Origin of the sequence: Streptomyces sp. NBC_01314 (assembly GCF_041435215.1) — a bacterium.
Taxonomy (GTDB): Bacteria; Actinomycetota; Actinomycetes; order Streptomycetales; family Streptomycetaceae; genus Streptomyces.
The window spans coordinates 8856190-8872800 of sequence record NZ_CP108394.1 but is presented as its reverse complement, the minus strand read 5'-3'; the positions used below and the strand labels follow the sequence as shown (position 1 = coordinate 8872800).

The following is a 16611-nucleotide window of genomic DNA, read 5'->3' as shown; positions in this document are numbered from 1 at the left end:
CGTATCCATCCCCCACGATGCGGGCCGCGCCCCACTCTCACGACCACCACGCTCGGCAAGGATGTTGAGGAGAGGGCATGTCCCCGCGTACGAACGAGAACGCGTCGGAGGACGGGCGTCCGCGCCCCGGCGAGGGGACTCCCGAGGACGAGCGGCGCGACATCGCCGAGTCCGGCCCTTCGTCCGATGCCGAGCCCGGCCCGGAGCCCGCTCCCGAACCCGACCGCGGGCCCGCGCCCGAGCCCGCCCGGCGACGCCTGCTGCGGCTCACCGCGTGCGCGGCCGCGCTGGCCGTCGCGTTCACCGGGTTCGCCGTGGCGCTGGGGGCCAGGGACGACGACAACCGGACGGTGGCCGTCTCGACCTTGCCGGGCGTCTCGGCGGCCCAGCTGGCCGGTGGCGACCTCGACACGGCGGTCGAGCGGCTCCAGGCCCATCTCAAGGAACAGCCCAAGGACTTCGGCTCCTGGTCCACGCTCGGCCTCGCCTACGTCGAGCAGGCCCGCGTCAAGGGTGACTCCACCCGCTACCCGCAGGCCGAGAAGGCCCTGCGGCGTTCGCTGAAGCTGCGGCCGGAGAACGACCCGGCGCTCGCGGGTCTCGCCGCGCTCGCCGCCGCCCGCCACGAGTTCGGCGACGCGCTGCGGTTCGCGGACCGGGCGCTCAAGGAGAACCCGTACAGCGAACGGGCGTTGTGCAGCCGCGTCGACGCCCTCGTCGAACTCGGCCGCTACGACGACGCGTTGAAGGCGGTGAAGCTCGCCGACACCCGCCGCCCCGGCATCCCCGTGTTCACGCGGTACGCCTACGTGTACGAGCTGCGCGGCGACGTGAAGACCGCCCGGCGCGTCCTGGAGCAGGCCCTGCGCTCGGCGGCCACAAGGGGCGACATCGCCTACGTGGCCACCCAGCTCGGCCAACTCGCCTGGCGGCAGGGCGACTACAAGACTTCGCTCGACCATTACGCGCGCGCACTCGGCGCCGACGACACCTATCTCCCCGCGCTGGAGGGCCGCGCCCGCGCCCAGGCCGCGAGCGGCGACAGCGCGGCGGCGATCCGCGGCCTCGAGCAGGTCGTGTCCACCTATCCGCTGCCGGGACCGCTCGTCGTGCTCGGCGAGCTGTACGAGGCGAAGGGCGACAGGACCGCGGCGGGCGACCAGTACGCGCTGGTGGACGCCTACACGGCCATCGCCCGGTCCAACGGCGTCAACGCCGACCTCGACACCGCGCTCGCCGCCGCGGACCACGGCGACAAGAAGGCCGCGCTGCGGGCCGCCGAGGCCGAGTGGAAACGCCGGGAGACGGTCCACACGGCGGACGCCCTCGCCTGGGCCCTGCACGTCAACGGCCGCGACGACGAGGCCCTGCCGTACGCCCGCCGCGCCACCGCCACCGGCTACCAGGACGCGACGTTCCTGTACCACCGGGGCATGGTCGAGAGCGCGGCCGGCGACCAGAAGAAGGCCAGGGCCTCACTGAAGGAGGCGCTCGGTCTCAACGCCGGCTTCTCGCCGCTCGGCGCGGCACAGGCCCGCAAGACCCTGAAGGCTCTGGAGACCGCCAAGTGACCTCTCCCCGGCGCGCGTTCGCCTCCGGCACGGCGGTCTTCCTGGCCGCCTGCGCACTCGTCCTCGTCCCCACCGGGACGGCGAGCGCGCACCCGCTCGGCAACTTCACCGTCAACCGGTACGACGGCCTGGTCGCCGCTCCCGGGCAACTGAGGATCCGCCATGTCGAGGACCTGGCGGAGATCCCGGCGACCCAGGCCGCGCCCGCCATCGAGCGGCAGGGCGTGGACGACTGGGCCCGGGAGCGGTGCGAGAAGGCCGCCGAGGGCAGCGAGGTCACCGTCGACGGGAGTGCCGTCGAGGTGGCGCTCAGGTCGAGCCGGGCCGAGGAACGGCCGGGCCAGGCGGGGCTGAAGACGCTCCGCGTGGAGTGCCGGATGACGGCTCCGCTGCCGGACCGCGCCGCCGACGTACGCTTCCACGCGGCCGTCGACTCCGGACCGGGCTGGCGCGAGGTCACCGCTCAGGGCGACCGGATGACCCTGACCGGGTCGGACGTGCCCGAGGAGTCGGTCTCGAAGCGGCTCACCAACTACCCCGAGGAACTGCTGCAGTCGCCGGAGGACACCGCGACGGCCTCCCTCCAGGTGAAGCCCGGCGGCCCCGCGCTGGCCGAGCGGCGGAGCGACGCGCCCGGCGCCTCGATCCTCCCGCGTGGCGCGGACCGCTGGACCAGGGCCCTCGACGACCTGGTCTCCAGCCAGGACCTCACGCTCGGCTTCGGCACCCTGGCCTTCGGCATCGCCATGTTCCTGGGCGCCATGCACGCGCTCGGCCCGGGGCACGGCAAGACCCTGATGGCCGCGACGGCCGCCGCCCGTGACCGGGCCCGGATGCGTGACGTCCTGCCCATGGCCGCGTCCGTGACGGTCACGCACACCCTGGGCGTCGTCGCCCTCGGCCTCCTCGTGCTCGCCGGCTCCGCCGCCGCCCCGTCCGTGATCACCTGGCTGGGCATCGCGAGCGGCCTGTTCGTGATGGGCGCGGGGGTGACGCTCGCCCGGCGCGCGTGGCTGAACCGCAAGCTGACGCTCACTCACGCGAAGGCCCAGGGGCCCGGGCACACGCACGAGCACGGTCATGACCACGAGCACGACCACCAGCATGGGGACGGGCACTCCCACGGACATGAGCACGACCACAGCCACGGGGACGGGCACTCCCACACGCACGACCACGCGCCCGAGCCCGGCCGGGAGCTCGTACTCGCCCAGGCCGCCCCTTCGCACACCCACGCGCACGGCGAAACCCACACACACACCCACGCGTCGGTCGCGAGCCACACCCACGACCACGCACCGGCCAAGGCTCACACCCACGACCACAGCGACGGTCACTCCCACGACCACGACGCCCCGCACAGCCACGACCACGACCACGCTCCCGCCCAGAAGCGCTCCCTCTTCGGCGGTGGTGTCACGCACACCCACGGGGGCTTCACCCACACCCACCCCACCGCGCCCACCCTGCGCGGCACGATCCTGCTCGGCTTCGCGGGCGGCATGGTGCCGAGCCCGTCGGCCGTGGTCGTGCTGGTCGGGGCGGCGGCGCTGGGCAAGGCGTGGTTCGGACTGCTGCTCGTGGTGGCGTACGGCATCGGGCTGGCGCTCACGCTGACGGCGGCCGGGTACGCCGTGGTGAAGGCGGGCGGCTGGGTGACGCGGGTGATGGACAAGGGCGAGGGTCGGCTCGGTGGGCCGACGGCCGCGCTGGTGCGCAGCACCGTGCCGCTGGCGTCGGCCCTGCTCGTCGTCGCCCTGGGGGCCGGTTTGGTGTTCAGGGGGGCAACATCCGCACTCGGCTGAGCTACTTTTGCGGAGAAATCGCACGGAGTGGAGATTTCAGGCGGATGCGAGTGACGGGGGATGGCCGTGTCCGAAGAACCACGCAGTGAACGAGTGATCGCGGGCCGCTACCGGCTGCTGACCCCGCTGGGCGAGGGCGGCATGGGAACCGTGTGGCGGGCCCGCGACGAGGTGCTGCACCGCGAGGTCGCCGTCAAGGAGGTGCGGGCGCCGGGCGGTGTCGCGGTGTCCGACGTCGAGCGGATGTACGCCCGGCTGGAGCGGGAGGCCTGGGCGGCGGCGCGGATCGCGAACCGCAATGTCGTCACGGTGTACGACGTGGCCATGGAGGACGGCCGCCCGTGGATCGTGATGGAGCTGGTGCGCGGGCTGTCGCTCGCCGATCTCCTGGACGCCGAGGGCCCGCTCGACCCGCAGCGCGCCGCGCACATCGGCGCCGAGGTGCTGTCCGCGCTGCGCGCCGCGCACGAGGCCGGGGTGCTGCACCGGGACGTGAAACCGGCCAACGTGCTCATGTCCAACGAGGGCCGGGTCGTCCTCACCGACTTCGGCATCGCCACGGTCGAGGGCAGCTCGGCGCTGACCATGACCGGCGAGGTCATCGGCTCCCCCGAGTTCCTCGCCCCCGAGCGGGCACTCGGCCGTGCGTTCGGCCCCGAGTCGGACCTGTGGTCGCTCGGTGTGCTGCTGTACGCGGCGGTCGAGGGCAACTCCCCGTTCCGGCAGAACACCCCGCTGAGCACCCTGCGCGCGGTCGTCGACGAGGAGCTTCCGCCGCCGCACCGGGCCGGTCCGCTGGCCCCGGTGATCGAGGGGCTGCTGCGCAAGGATCCGGCCGGCCGGATCTCCGCCGACCAGGCCGAGCGGGACCTGCGGATCATCGGCGCCGGGGGTACCCCCTCCGGGGGAGGCACCCCGGGCTCCGACACGGTCGCGTCGGCCCCGTACAACCCGACGGTCGCCGCCTTTCCCGGTCCGGGCGCGAGCCGGGGGGCGGGCACGAACGAGTTCGGGCCGCCGACCCCGCCTCATCCGGTCCCGGCCGCCGCGACCCGCCCCTCCCCGGTGCCGACCCGCGAGCCGGACCGCAACCGCCGGGCCCTCGTCTTCCTCGTCGCCGGCATCGCGGCGATCGCCTTCGCCATCGCCGGCCTGACGTACGCCCTGGTCAACCGCGACAACGGCGGGCAGGACGGCAACCCCACCAACGGGGCGGGCACGGTGGGCGGCGCCAATGGCCAGACGGACGACGGTGGTACGGGCGAGGAGCCCGGCGGCGGCACCACGAGCGACGAGGGCGACACCCCCTCCGGAACACCGGAGGAGAAGCCGACCAGCAAGCCGCCCGCGCAGTCGGTCGAGGTGAGGGTCGAGGGCGCGAACACCGACTACTCCGGCACCTGCCCGCCGACGGACGCCGAGGTGCCCACCTTCACCGCGACGTTCACCGTGGGCAGCGTCCCCGTGGACGTCGACTACCGCTGGGTGGCGAAGAACGGCGAGGTCGATGACACCGGCTGGAAGACCCTGTCGTTCGCGTCCGGCGACGACAGGACCAAGCAGGACCAGGTCGTCGTCTCGACGAACGGGAGCCACGCGGACGAGATCAGCGTCGAGGTCCGCGGCCCGGTGAAAGTCACGTCCAACGCCGTCGCGTTCTCGGTGACGTGCGAGACGGAGGCCCCGACCACGGGCGGGACCTCCCCCTCCGACGACTCGGAGAACCCTGACGAATACAGCGACTCCGAATCCGACTACGACGACGAGGCCGGAGCCCTCGACGAGGCAGCCCTGAACGGGGCCGTCAGGCCACGTTCCTGAACACCGGCAGATAACCGCCCGACTGCCCCGCGGCCTTCGGGTGGTACGACTCACCCACGTTCAGCAGGCTGAGGCCGTGCAGCCACGCGCTGCCCGAGCACAGTTCGTGCCCGGTGAACGCGGAGCGGACGTCGCCGAACGTGAAGCCGTGGTCGGCGGCGCGTTTGGCGATCGCGGTGTTCAGGTAGTCGGCCGCGTTGTTGATGGCGGACCGCTTGGCCTGGGAGAGGCCGGGGCAGGTGCCCCCCAGCCGGTAGAAGCGGGGATAGCCGAGCACCACCACATGGGCGGCCGGTGCCTTCGCGCTGATCGCCGAGTAGACCTTGTCGAGCTGGCCGGGGAGCGTCGAGTCGACGTACGCCTTCGCCGTGTTGATGCGCGAGAGGCAGTTGCTGTCGGACTGGAGCACGCAGGTGGTCATGACGTCGGCGAAGCCGGCGTCGTTGCCGCCGACGCTGACGGAGACGAGCCCCGTGCCCGCGCCGAGCGGTCCCATCTGACTCGCCAGAACATCACCCGTTCGGGCGCCCGAGCAAGCCGTGAAGTTGAAGGACGAGGGTGAGTTGGCGGCCGCCCAGAGGTACGGGTAGGCCTTCGTGCTGCGCTTGCAGTCGCCGCTGGAGGAGATGTAGCTGCCCGCGCCGACGCCCGAGGAGTAGGAGTCGCCGAGCGCCACATAGCCGGTGGCGGCGGCCTGTTGGGACGCCTGCGCCGTCGCGGCCCCGGTGAGGGCGACGCCGACGGCGAGGAGGAGTGAGGTCATGTATGCCGTAAGTCGGGAACGTCTCATGGAACCTCCCTTTAGCAGGATCTCTGCCTCAACCGTCGTAGCAACTACGCGTGTTGATCGGAAGTGTTCATGTCAATACTTTCCCTCTCGCAACAGAACGTACCCACCGCGTTCCATGCCCGTTCGATTTCGCGCGCGTGACAGAAACATGACAACAGCTCAACTCCCTTGAGCTGCACCCTTTGATCACCCAGTCTGCTTATCAGCCGCGAGCGGAACGCGACGCTCCTGGCCGTGAGTGCGCGCTCGCACACACACCCCCACAGGCGCGCGCCCACCCGGGCGTGCGCCGCCTATGAGGAGGAATCCCTCGTAATGGCACACCTGCGTATCAGCAACATCCGTGTCGCCGCCGTCACCATGGCGACCGCCGCCCTGCTCGGCGGCCTCACCGCGCTCCCCGCCCAGGCCGCCCCGGCCGAGGGCAAGGTGCTCGCGGCCGGCTCCCCCACCGCGATCAAGGGCAGTTACATCGTCACGCTCAAGAAGAGCGCGGGCCTCAAGTCCGCGTCGAGCGCGGGCAAGGACCTGGTCGAGGAGTACGGCGGCTCGGTGAAGCGGACCTTCAAGTCCGCGCTCAACGGCTACTCGGCCAGTCTCTCCGCGGCCGAGGCGAAGAGACTCGCCGCCGACCCGGCGATCGCCTCCGTGGAGCAGAACCAGGTCTTCACCGCCGACGCCACGCAGTCCAACGCCCCGTGGGGCCTGGACCGCTCCGACCAGGCGTCGCTGCCGCTCTCCGGCACGTACACCTACCCGGACACCGCGGGCAGCGGCGTGACCGCGTACGTCATCGACACCGGTGTGCGCATCTCGCACTCCCAGTTCGGCGGCCGGGCGTTCAACGGCTACGACGCGGTCTCCGGCGACAACGTGGCGCAGGACGGCAACGGCCACGGCACGCACGTGGCGTCCACCATCGCGGGCTCGACCTACGGCATCGCCAAGCAGGCGAAGATCGTGGCGGTGCGCGTGCTGGACAACGCCGGCTCGGGCACCACGGCGGGTGTCGTCGCAGGCATCGACTGGGTGACCGCGAACCACAGCGGCCCCTCGGTCGCCAACATGTCGCTCGGCGGCGGCGCCTCCACCGCGCTCGACACGGCCGTGGCGAACTCCATAGCCAGTGGAGTGACGTACGCGGTCGCGGCGGGCAACAGCAGCGCCAACGCCTCCTCGTACTCCCCGGCCCGCGTCGCCTCGGCGATCACGGTCGGCGCCACCACCAACACGGACGCCCGGGCGAGCTACTCCAACTACGGCGCAGTCCTGGACATCTTCGCCCCGGGTTCGTCGATCACGGCCGGCTGGTACACCAGCGACACCGCGACCAACACCATCTCGGGCACCTCGATGGCCACCCCGCACGTCGCGGGCGCGGCCGCCGTCTACCTGGCCGGCCACACCTCGGCCACCCCGGCCCAGGTCGCCTCGGCCCTGACCGCCGGCGCCGTCACCGGCAAGGTCACCGGCCCCGGCACCGGTTCCCCGAACCGTCTGCTGCAGATCGTCCCGTAACGGCGACAGCCCGACTCCGAACGGAGGTTTCCCTGGAGGCGCTCCTCGCCTCCAGGGAAACCCCGTGTGCGGCCGGCGCGTTCTTCGCCGGTGCATCGCGAATGGTCATATCGTCGCGTGGCGCGTCCCGACGTATGGACTACGGAAAGCGGATGCACGGGAAGCCCGCGGTGACAGATCATGGCGACATGTCTGCCAACCCACACGACGCACTGCCGATCCGGCTCAACGTCGACGACAGCGACTCACCGTCCGATGTCGTCGACGCGCTGTTCCTCGGCCGTTTCGCGACGGGCGAGCAGCCGTACGCGCACGCCGCGAACATCGACCGGGTACGGTCCGGCGCCACCCTGCTGCCGCCGGGCGCCCAGGTGCTGCGGGCAGCGCGGGACGACGACCGCAGCGCCACCCTCGCCGAGGGCGACGGCTGGACCGTGCTGATCTCCCGCTGGAACCGGGGCGCCGACGTCACGGTCACCGCGACCACCGCCGAGCTCGCGGAAAAGGTGCTCGGCCAGGCCACCGACGGCGCGGCCGACGAGCCCGAGCCGCAGCCGGAGAACGTGACGATGGGCTTCTGGTACGTCTCGCCGCGCCGGGGTCCGCACCGCACGACCCGGCAGATCTCGGCGGGCACATGGGAAGAGGTACGGCCGAACTACACCGCGCCGGTGGCGGACGCGATGGACCACCTGATGAAGACGACCCCCGAGAACATCGCGGGCCGCCTCCTGCTGCTGCACGGCCCGCCCGGCACCGGCAAGACCTCCGCCCTGCGCACGCTGGCCCGTTCCTGGCGGGACTGGTGTCAGGTCGACTGTGTCCTGGACCCGGAGCGGCTCTTCTCCGACGTCGGCTATCTGATGGACATCGCGATCGGCGAGGAGGACTCCGCAGGCAAGGGCCGCTGGCGTCTGCTGCTCCTGGAGGACTGCGACGAACTGATCCGTGGCGAGGCCAAGCACACGGCGGGCCAGGCGCTCTCCCGACTGCTGAACCTCACGGACGGCCTGCTCGGCCAGGGCCGCAACGTCCTGGTGGGCGTCACCACCAACGAGGACCTGGAGCGCCTCCACCCCGCCGTGGTCCGCCCCGGCCGCTGTCTCGCCCGGATCGAAGTGGGCGCGCTGACCCGCGCGGAATCGGTGGGCTGGCTCGGCACGGACGAGGGCGTCGGCCGCGAGGGCGCGACCCTGGCCGAGCTGTACGCACTGCGTCGCGGCACCTCACCCACGTCGGTGCCGGAGCCTAGGGGCGGGGCGGACGCGGGCCTGTACCTGTAGCGGTTTCGCTTCGGTGCTTTCCTGGATGTATGACCCTGTTCGTCGGCACGTCGGGATGGCAGTACAAGGACTGGCGGGGCGCCCTCTACCCGGAGGGCTGCCCGACCCGGCTGTGGCTGGAGGAGTACGCGGCGCGCTTCGCCACGGTCGAGATCAACAACGCGTTCTACCGGCTGCCGACGCGGGAGAACTTCGAGGCGTGGCGGGACAGGGTGCCGGGGGACTTCGTGGTCGCGGTGAAGGCGAGCCGGTACCTGACGCACATCAAGCGGCTGCGGGACCCCGAGGAGCCGGTACACCGCCTGATGAGCCACGCGGAGGGCCTGGGTGACCGCCTGGGCCCGATCCTGCTCCAGCTGCCGCCGACGCTACGGGTCGACGCCGACCTCTTGAACACCTGCCTGGGCTGCTTCCCGTCCGGCACCCGGATCGCGGTCGAGCCCCGCCACGACTCCTGGTGGACCCCCGCGGTCCGCGAGGTCCTGGAATCCCACGGCGCGGCCCTCTGCTGGGCGGACGCCCACTCCCGCCCGGCCACGCCCCTCTGGCGCACCACCGACTGGTCCTACCTCCGCCTCCACCAGGGCCGAGCCCACCCCTGGCCCCACTACGGGCACCGAGCCCTGACGACCTGGGCCACCCGCATCGCCGACACCTGGCCCTCCACCGCCGACGCACACGTCTACTTCAACAACGACCCCCACGCGGCGGCGGTACAGGACGCGACGACCTTCGCGGGGGCGGCGCGAAGGGCAGGCCTGCGGCCGACCCGGACACCGGAACGGCCGACGCGGACCTGAACAACGCCTCAGCCACCGTGGCGCGTTCCTGCGGTGCAGGACCCGCGCGCACCCCGGCGGCCCGGGACGCCCTACTCCGCGTACGCGGCCCGCAGGGCGTCCCGGGCCGCCGCCAGCGCCTCCGCCTCGCTCAACCCGAGTCGGCGCACCCGCTCCGCGTACGCCGCGGCGGCGCCCGCGGCCTCGCGCTCCGCGGCCGAGCCGGCGGCAGCCACGAACGTTCCGTTGCGCCCCCGTGTCTCGATCACCCCGTCCGTCTCCAGCGCGCGGTACGCCTTGGCGACGGTGTTGGCCGCGAGCCCGAGCCGCTCGGCGAGCCCCCGTACCGTCGGCAGCCGATACCCCACGGGCAGCGCGCCGGAGCGGGCCTGTTCCGAGATCTGGGCGCGCACCTGCTCGTAGGGCGCGCCCCCCTCCACGATGCGAATCTTCAAGGTCACGCGGCGATTGTCCCGTACCCACCGGAAATTCGGAGGCAGCCCCCCGTGCGCCCCCCGTACCGTGCGCACACATGACACTGATCGTGCGCGACCTCCGCGCCGCCGACCCCGCGGACGCCGAGGCCTTCGTCGAGGTACGACGCCTGGCCCTGCCCTTCATGGTCAGCACCACCGCGTCCCTGCTCCACGACGCCACGCACGCGACTCCCGAGGCCCACTACCAGCGGCTGGTCGCCGAGGCGGACGGCGAAGTGATCGGCACGGTGCAGATGGGCATCGCCGACGACAGCCCCGTACCGGGCCAGGGCTACCTGAACGTGTACGTGCACCCGGACCATCCGCGCCGGGGCGCCGGCGGCCTGCTGGTGCGTACCGCCGAGGAGCGGCTGACGGCGGTGGGGGCGCGGCGGCTGCTGTCGTGGGTGCTGGACACCCCGGAGGACCGCGCGTTCGCCGAACGGCGTGGCTACACGCCCAGCCGCTCCGCCCACTTCCTCCGCCTGGACCTGGCCCACGGCACCCTGCCCCCGCTCCAGGCCCCGCCCACGGGGGTGGAGCTGCGCACGGTCGCCGACTTCGCCGACGACCCCCGCCCGCTGTTCGACCTGGACGCGGAGGCCTCGGCGGATGAACCCGGCGACCTCGACGCGGAGTTCGACGACTACGAGCGGTGGCTCGGGGAGACCTATGGCCACCCTCTGCTGGACCACGCCCTGAGCACGGTGGTCGTCGCGGACGGCACACCCGTCGCGTTCACCGTGGTCCGCACGGACGGCCGGGACCGCTATTTCACGGGTATGACGGGCACCGCGCGCGCCTTCCGTGGCCGGGGCCTCGCCAGGCTCGCCAAGAACGACTCCCTGCACCGTGCCCGCGCAGCCGGCTACACGGAGGCGTTCACGGGCAACGACGCCGGCAACGGCCCGATGCTCGCGGTCAACAAGTGGTTCGGGTACGAGGTCTGCGCGACGGAGGTGCGGTATGTCCGTGAACTCGACTGAGCCCGGGGGCGAGTCGTGCGAGGTGCGGGTCGTCCTGCGCAAGGCGGGCCGTACGAAGATCCGTTACCCCGCACGGCTGCTGAGCGACGACGGCACCCGGATCGTGGTCCACGCCGCCTGGGCGGGTGACGGCGTACGGGACTTCGGGTTCGTGCGGTTCGAGCCGGGCGATGTGTTCACCGAGTACTACTGGCGCGACCGGTGGTACGCCGTGAAGGAGGTCCGGGACGCGCGGGGCGGGCTGAAGGGCTGGTACTGCGACATCACCAGGCCCGCCACGCTCGACGGCGGGGAGCTCGTCGTCGTGGACCTCGACCTGGACCTGTGGTGCTCCGCCGACGGCACGGCCGTACTGCGGCTGGACGAGGACGAGTTCGAGGAGAGCGGGCTCGCGGAGAGCGACCCGGCGGCCGCGACGGCCGCCGTGGCCGCCCTGGACGAACTGGAGGTGCTCGCCACCGTCGGGGGCGGCCTGGAGTCGCTGCTGACGTAGCCGGTGCCGACGGGGGACGGCTCCGGCGTGGGCGCGGCCGGTCAGAGGCGGGCCACCACCGCGTACCGCTCGTCCTCGACCGTCCTGCCCCACAGCAGCGAGTCGCTCTCCAGCGGCACCACCGCCGCGTCGGACACGAGCGGCGCGACCAGCCCGTACAGCCGCTCGGCGGCTATGCCGACCGGGCTGACCGTGCCCCACACCCCCTCGACCAGCACGAGCCGCCCGCCGGGCCGCAGCAGTCCGCACCAGTCGCGGACGGCGCGGCCCGGGTCGGGCAGGGTCCACAGCACATGGCGGACGAGGATCACGTCGAACCGCTCCTCCCCCACGGGCGGGGCCGCCGCGTCGCCGACGAGGAACACGGCGGGGCGCCCGGCGAGTTTGGCGCGGGCGAGGGCGACCATGGCCGGGGAGGCGTCGATCCCGGTCACCCGGTGCCCCTGTTCGGTCGCGAGGAGTGACAGGCTGCCGGTGCCGCAGCCGAGGTCGAGCACGTCGGAGGCGCGGCGCGGCAGCCAGTCCCGCAGCCGGGCCGCCCACGCCTCCCGGACGACGGGTTCCCGCAGGCCATGATCGGGTTCGTCGTCGAAAACGGGCGCTTCCGCGTCCCAGTCGATGGCCTCCGAAGAGGCATCTGCCGCCGGGTTCTTCGGTGTTCGCAGGGCTGGGGAGGTTTCACCGTCGTCGATGTTGGTCATGCCGCCAGAGTGACACCTGCCACTGACAGTCCAGATGGTGACAGCCGCCACTGACAGAGCACGAACGATGAGTAAAGCTCCCGGAAAAGGTCTACCTCCGTGAATACGCGGAACCCGGTGGATCGCAAGGAGGCAGCCATGCGCCGTACGACCGTGCAGAAGCCCCTGAGGAAGTCCACGTCCCGCCAGGTGCGGGACGAGGCCGACGAACGCCCCGTCGAGCGCCGGGAAGTGCGAAAGGACATCGCGCGCACCTGGTGGCCGGACGGCTGAGCGCCCACGCCCCGGCCCACCCGACCACGAGAACCGACGTCAGCCCCTCCCCATGAGTCCCCATGGCCCCGATGATTCCCATGAGTCCCGATGGGGCCCGATGATTCCCGTCAGGCGAGTCTCTTGCGGTAGTGGATCCGGTCGTAGGGCCCGTCCACCCGGCGCTCCACGACCTCGTACCCGAACTTCGGGTAGATCTCCTGGTTCTCCCACATCATCACGTTCGTGCAGAGCCTGACCTCTGGCAGACCGAGGGCACGCGCGCGTGTGTCCACGAACTCCAGCAGCCGCCGCCCGACGCCCCGACCGTGGGCGTCGGGACGGACGGCGATGTTGTCGAGGAAGAGATGGTCCTCGTACGGCTCGACGACCACGAGGCCGATCACCGGGTCCCCGGTCACGAAGACCCGCCCCGCGGCCACGTTCGCCGCGTGGTCCGCCTCCATGGGCTGCGGCACCCGTCCGATCCGCTCGATGTAGTGGCGGTAGGCGGCGTCCGTCACGGCCTTCACAGCGGCCACGTCGGCGGGGCTCGCCGCCCTGACGGCCTGCTCGTCCCGGGCCTCCGTCACGGCCGGGGCTGTGCGAGGTTGCGGCCCAGCAGGTCCAGCAGCGCGGTCCAGTGGCGTGCCGTCGCCTCGGCGTCGTACGCGGCGGTGTCGGCCTGGGTGTAGCCGTGCGAGGCGCCCGTGTAGACCTCGGTGCGGTGGCGGACCCCCGCCTCGGTGAGCGTCTTGTCGAGCAGGTCGATCTGCTCCGGCAGCAGGGACGGGTCCTCGTCGGCGTGGCCGAGGTACACCTCGCCGGTGATCCGGGCCGCCGCCAGGTGCGGGCTGTCCGGGGCGTCGGTCGCCAGGCGCCCGCCGTGGAACCCGGCCGCGGCGGCGACCCGCTCCGGGAAGGCGCCGGCGGTGTACAGGGACAGCCGGGCGCCCATGCAGTACCCGGTGATCCCGACGGGCCCGGCGGCGGCCCGCGGGCTGTCGGCCAGCCAGTCCAGGTAGGCCGCCGCGTCCCGCAGCGCGAGCTCCGGTGTCAGCGCCTGCATGGCCGGGAGGATCTGGCCCCATATCTCCGGACGCGCGGACGGGTCGATGAACCCGGGCAGGTCGAACACCGGGGTCCGGCCCGACCGGTAGAAGACATTGGGCACGAGGACCGTGTACCCGGCAACGGCCAGCCGGTCGGCCATCTCCCTGAGATGCGGCCGCAGCCCGAACGCGTCCATGTAGAACAGGACCGCCGGATGCGCGGCGTCGTCGTCGGGGTGGACGAGGTAGGCGTCGGCGGTGCCGTCCTGGGTGGCGATGTCCACGGTGGTTCCGCGTACGGCGGTCATGGGCGGTCCTCTTCTTTCTTCGGCTGGTCCTCAACCGGTCGTCAACTGACGCGACCAGCCGCATTGTTCCGCGCCCGGGTAAGAAACGGATCACCGGCCGGCACAGGAACCCCCGCACCGGCCGGTGCGCGGACCCCCGTTCCTGAGCCCTCGGTTAGCCCATCCTTAACGCCACCATAAGGATCTCCCGCACCCACCCCCAGCAGGCGATTTCGCGGTTTCTTGGGGCTAGCTTGCTGATCGCCCCCGCCGCCCGGGACCGACCCCCGGAGCCGTCCAGGACCGTTTCGAGGAGTGCCCCGCCATGCCCGCTGCCCGTCGCAAGGCCGCCGCGTTCACCACCGCAGGTGTCGTCGGTGTCGTCGGTGTCGCCCCCTCGCCCTGACCGCGTTGGCCGCCGGGCCGGCCGTGGCGCACGGTTCGATGGGCGACCCGGTGAGCCGGGTGGCGCAGTGCTACGCGGAGGGCCCCGAGAACCCCAGGTCCGCGGCCTGCGCGGCGGCGGTCACGGCCGGCGGCACCCAGGCGCTCTACGACTGGAACGGCATACGGATCGGCGACGCGGCCGGCCGCCACCGTGAGCTGATCCCGGACGGCGAGCTGTGCAGCGCGGGCAACGAGGCGTTCAAGGGCCTCGACCTGGCCCGCGCCGACTGGCCGGCGACGAGCGTGCGCGCCGGCTCGTCCACCTTCGGGTACCGGGTGACGGCCCCGCACAAGGGCACCTTCGAGGTGTACGTCACCAAGGCCGGCTACGACCCGTCCCAGCCGCTCGCCTGGGACGACCTCGACCTCGCGCACCCGGTCGCGACGGCCACCGACCCGGCCGCGTCGGGCGGCTTCCACACGTTCCCCGGCACCCTCCCGCAGCGCACGGGCAAGCATCTGCTGTACGCGGTCTGGCAGCGCTCGGACAGCCCGGAGGCGTTCTACTCCTGCTCGGACGTCACCTTCGGCGGCACCTCGGCCCCGCCGAGCGCGTCCGCGCCCTCCGAGGAACAGATCGAGGACGGTACCGACGAGTCGACCGTCGAGCACGGCGGCCACGGTGACGAGGACGCGAGCACGACGACGGACCCGACACCGAAGGCGTCGGCCGAGGAGTCGGCGAAGGGTGCCACGCGGACCGCCTCCGGCGACACGTCGCCGACCGCGAGGTCGACGACGAACGACGGGTCGGCCACAGGAGCCGTCACCGCCGGCCTCGCGGAGCCCGCCGGAGGCAAGGAGGGTCTCGCCGACACCGGCGGCGAGGGCATGACCCCGTACGTCGCCCTCGGTGGCGCGGCCGTCCTGGCCCTCGGCTCCTCCCTCCTCTTCGCCGCGGCCCGCCGCCGCGCGACGACCGGCGGCCGGCACGGCCGCTGACGACTTCCGGGGCCTGTCGGGCGGCTCAGGCCGGACAGGCCCCGGCAGCATGCGTCGGCGCCGCCGGGCGGAGCGTGCGTACGCACCGCCGGGCGACCCCGGCGGTGCGTACCCACACGTGTCAGCCGACGGCCGAGAGGCAGGTCGTGGGGGTGGCGTGGGCCGGGTCGAGGGCGTTGACGACCTCGTGGAACGCGATGCGGTCGAGGAGTCCGATCGCCGCGTGCTCGGAGAGGTCGAGCGCGCAGAGGTCCTGGATGACGATGTTGCGTACGTTCGGCCCGTCGAGGAACTGGGACCGGTACGGCGTGACCACCTCGTCGTACTTGGTGGCGAGGACCGTGTACGTGACGCCGGGGACGGTGTCGCCGCCCGCGTTGAGCCTGGTCATGAAGGGGGATCCGGCCGCCTGGTCGGCGAGGGCCGGGGTCGCGGAGGACAGCAGGTCGCCGGCGCCCGGGAAGTACGTGAGGAGTTCGGTGAGCCCGTTCAGGGTGGTGCCGTGGTTGGAGGGGGCGATGCCGACGAGGGCGTTCACCTCCGCGGCTCCGCCGAGGAACTTGAGGTAGTAGCGGGGCATCATGCCGCCCTGCGAGTGACCGACGAGGTCGGCCTCGGCGGCGCCGGTCGCGGCGAGCACCCGGTCGACGAAGGCGTCGAGCTGCTCCGCCGACCTGTCGATGGGGCCGAGCCCGTTGAAGAAGGCGACGCCGGGGAGTTGGCCGTAGTCGAGGGAGTAGACGCAGTAGCCCCGGTTCACGAGGTACGGCGCGAGGCCCAGCCAGTTGTCGACGGAGTTCGCGAAGGTTCCGTGGACGAGGACGACGGGGCGGGGGTGGGCGCTGGAGGGTTTGCAGGAGTAGTCGTTCCAGCCATGGCTGGGTGCGGCGGCCGTGTCGGCGGCTTCGGCGGCGGTGGCGGGGACGGCGGTCGCCGCGGCGGCCAGGCACAGGGCGGCCAACGGTCTGATCAGGCGCTTCCAGGGCAGCATCGGGTGATCTCCTTGCGGCTCAAGGGACGTGCGACGACGTTCGCCCTGTGATCCGGATCACGAGGATGCTGTTCTAGTTCGCCAAGTTACGGGCGAGTAGAAAAAGTGGGAAGTTATGCGTCAGTAAAAACTTCAAGTGATGGTCGGGGACACTGACACGTGACGTCGAACCGTCACCAGGCGGGCCTGATGGGGCCGTAGGGCGCGATGCGCAGCAATTGATCACTCAACACCCGCACTTCCCCCTCCCCGCCGAGCAGTTCGGCCCACCCCGCGACGACCTCGGCCGCCGCCTCTTCCGCCGCCCGGGTGCAGGCCCACCCCCGCTCGGTCAGCACCACCAGCCGGGCCCGGGCATCACCGGGATGCGGCCGACGCTCGACGTACCGTTGCTCAGAGCCTCAGCGGCTCTCAGCA

General features: G+C 72.3%; 15 protein-coding genes and 2 pseudogenes. 10 read left to right on the top strand and 7 right to left on the bottom strand.

Translation table 11 applies throughout. The features are described 5' to 3' along the window. Positions 1–77: 77 nt before the first annotated feature. The 3 genes from OG622_RS39045 to OG622_RS39035 are packed head-to-tail and all read left to right on the top strand — an operon-like array spanning position 78 to position 5197. Entirely contained in the window at positions 78–1571 is a 1494-nt protein-coding gene (locus tag OG622_RS39045) for a tetratricopeptide repeat protein (protein WP_371581338.1), read from the top strand. Continuing rightward, entirely contained in the window at positions 1568–3376 is a 1809-nt protein-coding gene (locus tag OG622_RS39040) for a nickel transporter (RefSeq protein WP_371581337.1), read from the top strand. Before OG622_RS39045 ends, OG622_RS39040 begins: the two co-directional genes overlap by 4 nt. A 60-nt stretch (positions 3377–3436) precedes the next feature. After that, complete coding sequence (locus tag OG622_RS39035) at positions 3437–5197, top strand: serine/threonine-protein kinase (protein WP_371581336.1); 1761 nt, start codon at positions 3437–3439, stop codon at positions 5195–5197. Here the strand turns inward: OG622_RS39035 and OG622_RS39030 are convergent. Then, entirely contained in the window at positions 5181–5987 is an 807-nt protein-coding gene (locus tag OG622_RS39030) for an SGNH/GDSL hydrolase family protein (RefSeq protein WP_371581335.1), read from the bottom strand. The two genes, OG622_RS39035 and OG622_RS39030, sit on opposite strands and share 17 nt — an antisense overlap. Positions 5988–6302: 315 nt before the next feature. Here OG622_RS39030 and OG622_RS39025 point away from each other — a divergent pair, with 315 nt between their 5' ends. The 3 genes from OG622_RS39025 (at position 6303) to OG622_RS39015 (ending at position 9588) form a co-directional block, all read left to right on the top strand. Next, complete coding sequence (locus tag OG622_RS39025) at positions 6303–7505, top strand: S8 family peptidase (protein WP_371581334.1); 1203 nt, start codon at positions 6303–6305, stop codon at positions 7503–7505. Positions 7506–7693: 188 nt separating this feature from the next. Further along, entirely contained in the window at positions 7694–8788 is a 1095-nt protein-coding gene (locus OG622_RS39020) for a DUF5925 domain-containing protein (RefSeq protein ID WP_371581333.1), read from the top strand. Between the two features lie 29 nt (positions 8789–8817). After that, complete coding sequence (locus OG622_RS39015) at positions 8818–9588, top strand: DUF72 domain-containing protein (RefSeq protein WP_371581332.1); 771 nt, start codon at positions 8818–8820, stop codon at positions 9586–9588. Positions 9589–9659: 71 nt separating this feature from the next. Here OG622_RS39015 and OG622_RS39010 read toward each other — a convergent pair whose 3' ends face one another. Next, positions 9660–10028, bottom strand: a complete 369-nt coding sequence (locus tag OG622_RS39010) for a GntR family transcriptional regulator (RefSeq protein WP_371581331.1) — start codon at positions 10026–10028, stop codon at positions 9660–9662. Positions 10029–10099: 71 nt separating this feature from the next. On the opposite strand from OG622_RS39010, the gene OG622_RS39005 reads away from it, so the two are divergent. After that, on the top strand, positions 10100–11029 hold the full coding sequence (locus OG622_RS39005; RefSeq protein WP_371581330.1) for a GNAT family N-acetyltransferase: 930 nt from the start codon (positions 10100–10102) through the stop codon (positions 11027–11029). Then, positions 11010–11522: a DUF402 domain-containing protein gene (locus OG622_RS39000; RefSeq protein ID WP_371581329.1), complete on the top strand. Its 513-nt coding sequence runs from the start codon at positions 11010–11012 to the stop codon at positions 11520–11522. The genes OG622_RS39005 and OG622_RS39000 overlap by 20 nt, the downstream gene beginning before the upstream one ends. Before the next feature lie 41 nt (positions 11523–11563). Here OG622_RS39000 and OG622_RS38995 read toward each other — a convergent pair whose 3' ends face one another. Next, positions 11564–12223 carry a class I SAM-dependent methyltransferase gene (locus tag OG622_RS38995; RefSeq protein WP_371581328.1) on the bottom strand — a complete coding sequence of 220 codons (660 nt, stop codon included), beginning with the start codon at positions 12221–12223 and terminating at the stop codon, positions 11564–11566. A 138-nt stretch (positions 12224–12361) separates the two neighbouring features. Between OG622_RS38995 and OG622_RS38990 the strand changes: the two genes are divergently transcribed. Continuing rightward, the gene (locus tag OG622_RS38990; RefSeq protein WP_267893159.1) at positions 12362–12496 is read left to right on the top strand and encodes a hypothetical protein; all 135 of its coding nucleotides are present in this window, start codon (positions 12362–12364) and stop codon (positions 12494–12496) included. 110 nt (positions 12497–12606) lie between these two features. On the opposite strand, the gene OG622_RS38985 is transcribed toward OG622_RS38990, so the two are convergent. Continuing rightward, a complete protein-coding gene (locus tag OG622_RS38985; RefSeq protein WP_371581327.1) occupies positions 12607–13068 on the bottom strand; it encodes a GNAT family N-acetyltransferase in 462 nt (153 codons plus the stop codon). Further along, positions 13065–13835: a dienelactone hydrolase family protein gene (locus OG622_RS38980; protein ID WP_371581326.1), complete on the bottom strand. Its 771-nt coding sequence runs from the start codon at positions 13833–13835 to the stop codon at positions 13065–13067. The genes OG622_RS38985 and OG622_RS38980 overlap by 4 nt, the downstream gene beginning before the upstream one ends. A gap of 304 nt (positions 13836–14139) precedes the next feature. Between OG622_RS38980 and OG622_RS38975 the strand changes: the two are divergent. Then, a pseudogene (locus tag OG622_RS38975) lies at positions 14140–15203 on the top strand (lytic polysaccharide monooxygenase). Positions 15204–15324: 121 nt separating this feature from the next. On the opposite strand, the gene OG622_RS38970 reads toward OG622_RS38975, so the two are convergent. Beyond that, a complete protein-coding gene (locus OG622_RS38970) occupies positions 15325–16194 on the bottom strand; it encodes an esterase/lipase family protein (RefSeq protein WP_371581325.1) in 870 nt (289 codons plus the stop codon). A gap of 173 nt (positions 16195–16367) precedes the next feature. Beyond that, positions 16368–16580: pseudogene (locus tag OG622_RS38965) on the bottom strand (MarR family transcriptional regulator); the annotation flags it as partial. Positions 16581–16611: the final 31 nt, after the last annotated feature.